Genomic DNA, 3,274 nt, shown 5'->3' with positions numbered 1-3,274 from the left:
ACGTGCTGCATGCGGATGCCGGTCAACTCCTCCAGCAACTCGGCGCCGAGGTGGCCAGGGCTGCCGACACCCCACGAACCGTAGGTGACCTTGCCCGGCTCGGCCTTGGCCGCGGCGATCAGATCCCCCATGTTCTTCCACTTCGACTCGGACCCCACCGCCACCAGGAAGGTGGTGCGGAAGATCGACGCCACCGGCTCGAAGTGCTTCACCGCGTCCACGCCGCGCTGCTTGTAGAGGTGCGGCACGGCGGCGAGGTGGTCGCTGTCGAGTTGCAGCAGCGAGTAGCCGTCCGGCGCAGCGCGCTTGACGGTGTCCATCGCGATGAAGCCGCCGCCGCCGGGGCGGTTTTCGACCATGACGCGCTGGTTCCAGAGCTTGCCGAGCTTCTCGGCGACGAGGCGCAGCGTGGCGTCCGGGCCGCTGCCGGGAGCGAAGGCGGTGAACAGCGACACCGGCTTGTTCGGGAAATCGGCGGCGGACTGTGCCACTGCGGGCAGGTGAGCGAAGGTGGCGGCACCGATCAGGGCGGCCAGGAAGGTCTTGCGTTGCATGGGTTTGTCTCCTCGGAATGGGGGGTGCCGGAATCAGCCAGCGTCCGGCTGGCGTGAAGGCGCGGCGCGCTGGAAGGCTTCCAGTGTCATGCAAGCGGCCTCGACCGCCGCGATGCAGGGCCAACGCGACAGATCGACCTTGAAGCGCCGCGCACCTTCGACCTGCGGCACGAGGTAGACATCCGCCAGCGTCGGCGCGCCGCCGAAGCAGAAATCGCCCCGCGCCGTGTCCGCCGCCAGCAGCGCCTCGATCGCGTCGAAGCCGTCCGCGATCCAGGTGCCGCACCAGGCGTTGATCGCCGCATCGTCCGCGCCGAAGCGGTGACGCAGGGCTTCGAGGATGCGCCGGTTGTTCACCGGGTGGATGTCGCAGCCGACGATCGCCGCCAGTGCCCGCACACGCGCCCGCGCTTCGGCGCCGGTCGGCAGCAGCGCCGGCGTCGGGTAACGCTCTTCCAGCCACTCGATGATCGCGGGCGACTGGGTCAGCACGGTGTCGTCGTCGAGCACCAGCGCCGGCACCAGCCCTTGCGGGTTGAGCGCCTTGAACTCGGCCTTCAGGTGCGCCTCGGTGCGCAGATCGACGGCGACGTACTCGGCGTCCAGCCCCTTCAGGTTCAGGGCGATGCGCAGGCGGTGCGAGGTGCCGCTGCGGAAAAAGTTGTAGAGCTTCACCCGACCGCTCCCGTCACTCGGCAGCGCCGATGGTCAGCGCCACCTCGCCCACGCCCGCCACCTGCCCGGTGATGCGGTCCCCGGCCACGACCGCGCCGACGCCTTCCGGGGTGCCGGTGTAGATCAGGTCACCGGGTTCGAGGTGATAGAACAGCGACAGGTCGGCGAGGATTTCGCGGATGTTCCAGATCAGCTTGTCCACGTCGGAGTGCTGCTTGGTGACACCGTTGACCTGCAAGGCGATCTCGCCCGACTCGATCACGACACCCGGCATCGGCACGACTTCGCTGCAGACCGAGCCTTGTTCGATGTCCTTGCCCAGATCCCACGGCCGGCCCTTGTCGCGGGCGACGAGCTGCAGGTCGCGGCGCGTCATGTCCAGCCCGCAGGCGTAGCCGTAGACCAGCTCATGCGCGTCCTCGGCGGCGACGCGGAAACCCGCCTTGCCGACGACGAGCACGAGTTCCATCTCGTAGTGGTAGTTCGACGTGCCGGGCGGGTAGGCGACGGTCGCGCCGCTGTCCACCAGCGTCTGCGGCGACTTGGTGAAGTAGAAGGCGCGCTCGACCGACTTGTCCACCGGGCGGCCCATCTCGATGGCGTGGGCGTGGTAGTTGCGGCCGACGCAGAAGATGCGGTTGATCGGCAGGCGGGCGTCCGAGCCACGGATGGGCAGCGATTGGACGGCGGGCGGGTTCCAGAGGTAGTTGGTCATGGTGTTCAGTGCTTGGTAGCTTGGTATTCAGTGGTCAGGAGGGATTCAGGCGCGGACTTCGTAGACACCGAGCTTGCGGTGCAGCGGCGATTCGTCGGCCATGAAGAGGAAGGCAGGTTGGTCGGCGGACAGGTTGCGCAGCGTCACGCCCGTGTAGCCGGGTGCGCAGCAGGTGTCGGCCTCCAGCAGGGTGAAGGTGCGCGGCGTGTCGGTCTGCACGGCGACTTCGACCCCCGCGCCGCCTTCGATCAGGTGGAACACGCAGGCTGGCGAGCGGGCCGGCAGCGTCAGCGTCTGGCCGGGGCGCAGCATCTGGGCGTAGAAGCCGAGGATGTTTTCCGCGTCGTCACCGGTCTCGGGGTTGACGTAGGTGATCTGCACGTCGTCGAGCGCGGGCTGGTCGTCGGACAGGGCAATCAGCGCGGCGCGGGTGTCCACCCAGGGATAACGCAGCATCGGATACCGCTTGCCGCTGCGGCCGAACACGGTGCTGGGCGTGATCCCGGCGCGTCGGTAGGTGTTGTCGCCACGGCCCGGCTTGGTCTCCTGCCGCCCGCCGTTGAGGTGGTAGCTGACCTCCAGGTAGTAGGCCAGCGGCAGGTCCAGCACGTCGAGCCAGATCACCGGCTCGGTGCCGTCATGGCCGTGTTCGTGCCACAGCCCGGTAGGCGTCAGGATCAGGTCGCCACGCGACATCGGGCAGCGTTCGCCGTCCACCGTTGTCCAGGCGCCCTCCCCCTCGACCACCATGCGCACCGCGTTCGGCGTGTGGCGGTGCGACGGCGCCCATTCGCCGGGCAGCAGCAACTGCATCCCGAGGTACATCGCGCTGCTGGCCTGCATCTTCTCCAGCGTGTGGCCGGGGTTGGCCAGGACCAGCACGCGCCGCTCGGCCTTCTCGATCGGCGTCAGCTCGCCCGCCTGCAGCAGCAGCGGCTTGATGGCGGCGTAGGCCCAGTGCGTGGGCTGCGTCTGGCGGGTCGGGATCTTCGGGGGCAGCACGCCGCGCAGGCTCGGCCACAGCGGCACGAGGTTCTGGTCCCGCAGCGCCTGCACGTAGGCGGGCGGCAGGTCTTCGAGGCGGGCGAGTTGAGCGTCTTCCATGTCGTTCTCCTTGGTTTCAGCGTTTGGCAGCATCAAGGCAGTTGCCGACATTCCAGCCGTACAGCCACTCCATCGCGTCATAAAAACGTTCAGCCGACCGACCGCGCCACAGGTCGTTGCGCACCAGCCGCTCGACGCCCTTGGCGTGGTAGATGCGGCCCATTTCGCGCGACGACAGCACGATGCGGGCGGTGCGGGCCACGCGGGCGCGCTGGTAGAGGTCGAG

The 3,274-nt window shown here is 68.5% G+C and carries 4 protein-coding genes and 1 pseudogene; all 5 read right to left on the bottom strand.

Annotated features, from left to right (window positions below):
• On the bottom strand, positions 1-554 hold a 554-nt coding region (locus tag QZW52_RS19140), incomplete at its 3' end, for a Bug family tripartite tricarboxylate transporter substrate binding protein (RefSeq protein WP_294001720.1).
• Positions 555-587: 33 nt separating this feature from the next.
• Positions 588-1,229 (bottom strand): maleylacetoacetate isomerase, encoded by a 642-nt coding sequence (gene maiA / locus QZW52_RS19135; RefSeq protein ID WP_294001719.1) that lies wholly within the window; start codon positions 1,227-1,229, stop codon positions 588-590.
• Positions 1,230-1,242: 13 nt separating this feature from the next.
• A complete protein-coding gene (locus QZW52_RS19130) occupies positions 1,243-1,944 on the bottom strand; it encodes a fumarylacetoacetate hydrolase family protein (protein ID WP_294001717.1) in 702 nt (233 codons plus the stop codon).
• Positions 1,945-1,989: 45 nt separating this feature from the next.
• Positions 1,990-3,048 (bottom strand): cupin domain-containing protein, encoded by a 1,059-nt coding sequence (locus tag QZW52_RS19125; RefSeq protein WP_294001716.1) that lies wholly within the window; start codon positions 3,046-3,048, stop codon positions 1,990-1,992.
• Between the two features lie 16 nt (positions 3,049-3,064).
• Positions 3,065-3,274, bottom strand: a pseudogene (locus QZW52_RS19120) (3-hydroxybenzoate 6-monooxygenase); the annotation flags it as partial.

Origin of the sequence: Sphaerotilus sp. (assembly GCF_013299175.1) — a bacterium.
In the GTDB taxonomy this organism is placed as follows: domain Bacteria; phylum Pseudomonadota; class Gammaproteobacteria; order Burkholderiales; family Burkholderiaceae_C; genus Sphaerotilus.
The sequence above is the reverse complement of the archived record's forward strand: the minus strand, read 5'-3'. Positions and strand labels throughout refer to the sequence as shown.

Excerpts from the sequence above, each read along its gene's own strand:
- QZW52_RS19130 (WP_294001717.1), bottom strand. The coding sequence starts at position 1,944 with ATGACCAACTACCTCTGGAACCCGCCCGCCGTCCAATCGCTGCCCATC.
- QZW52_RS19125 (WP_294001716.1), bottom strand. The coding sequence starts at position 3,048 with ATGGAAGACGCTCAACTCGCCCGCCTCGAAGACCTGCCGCCCGCCTAC.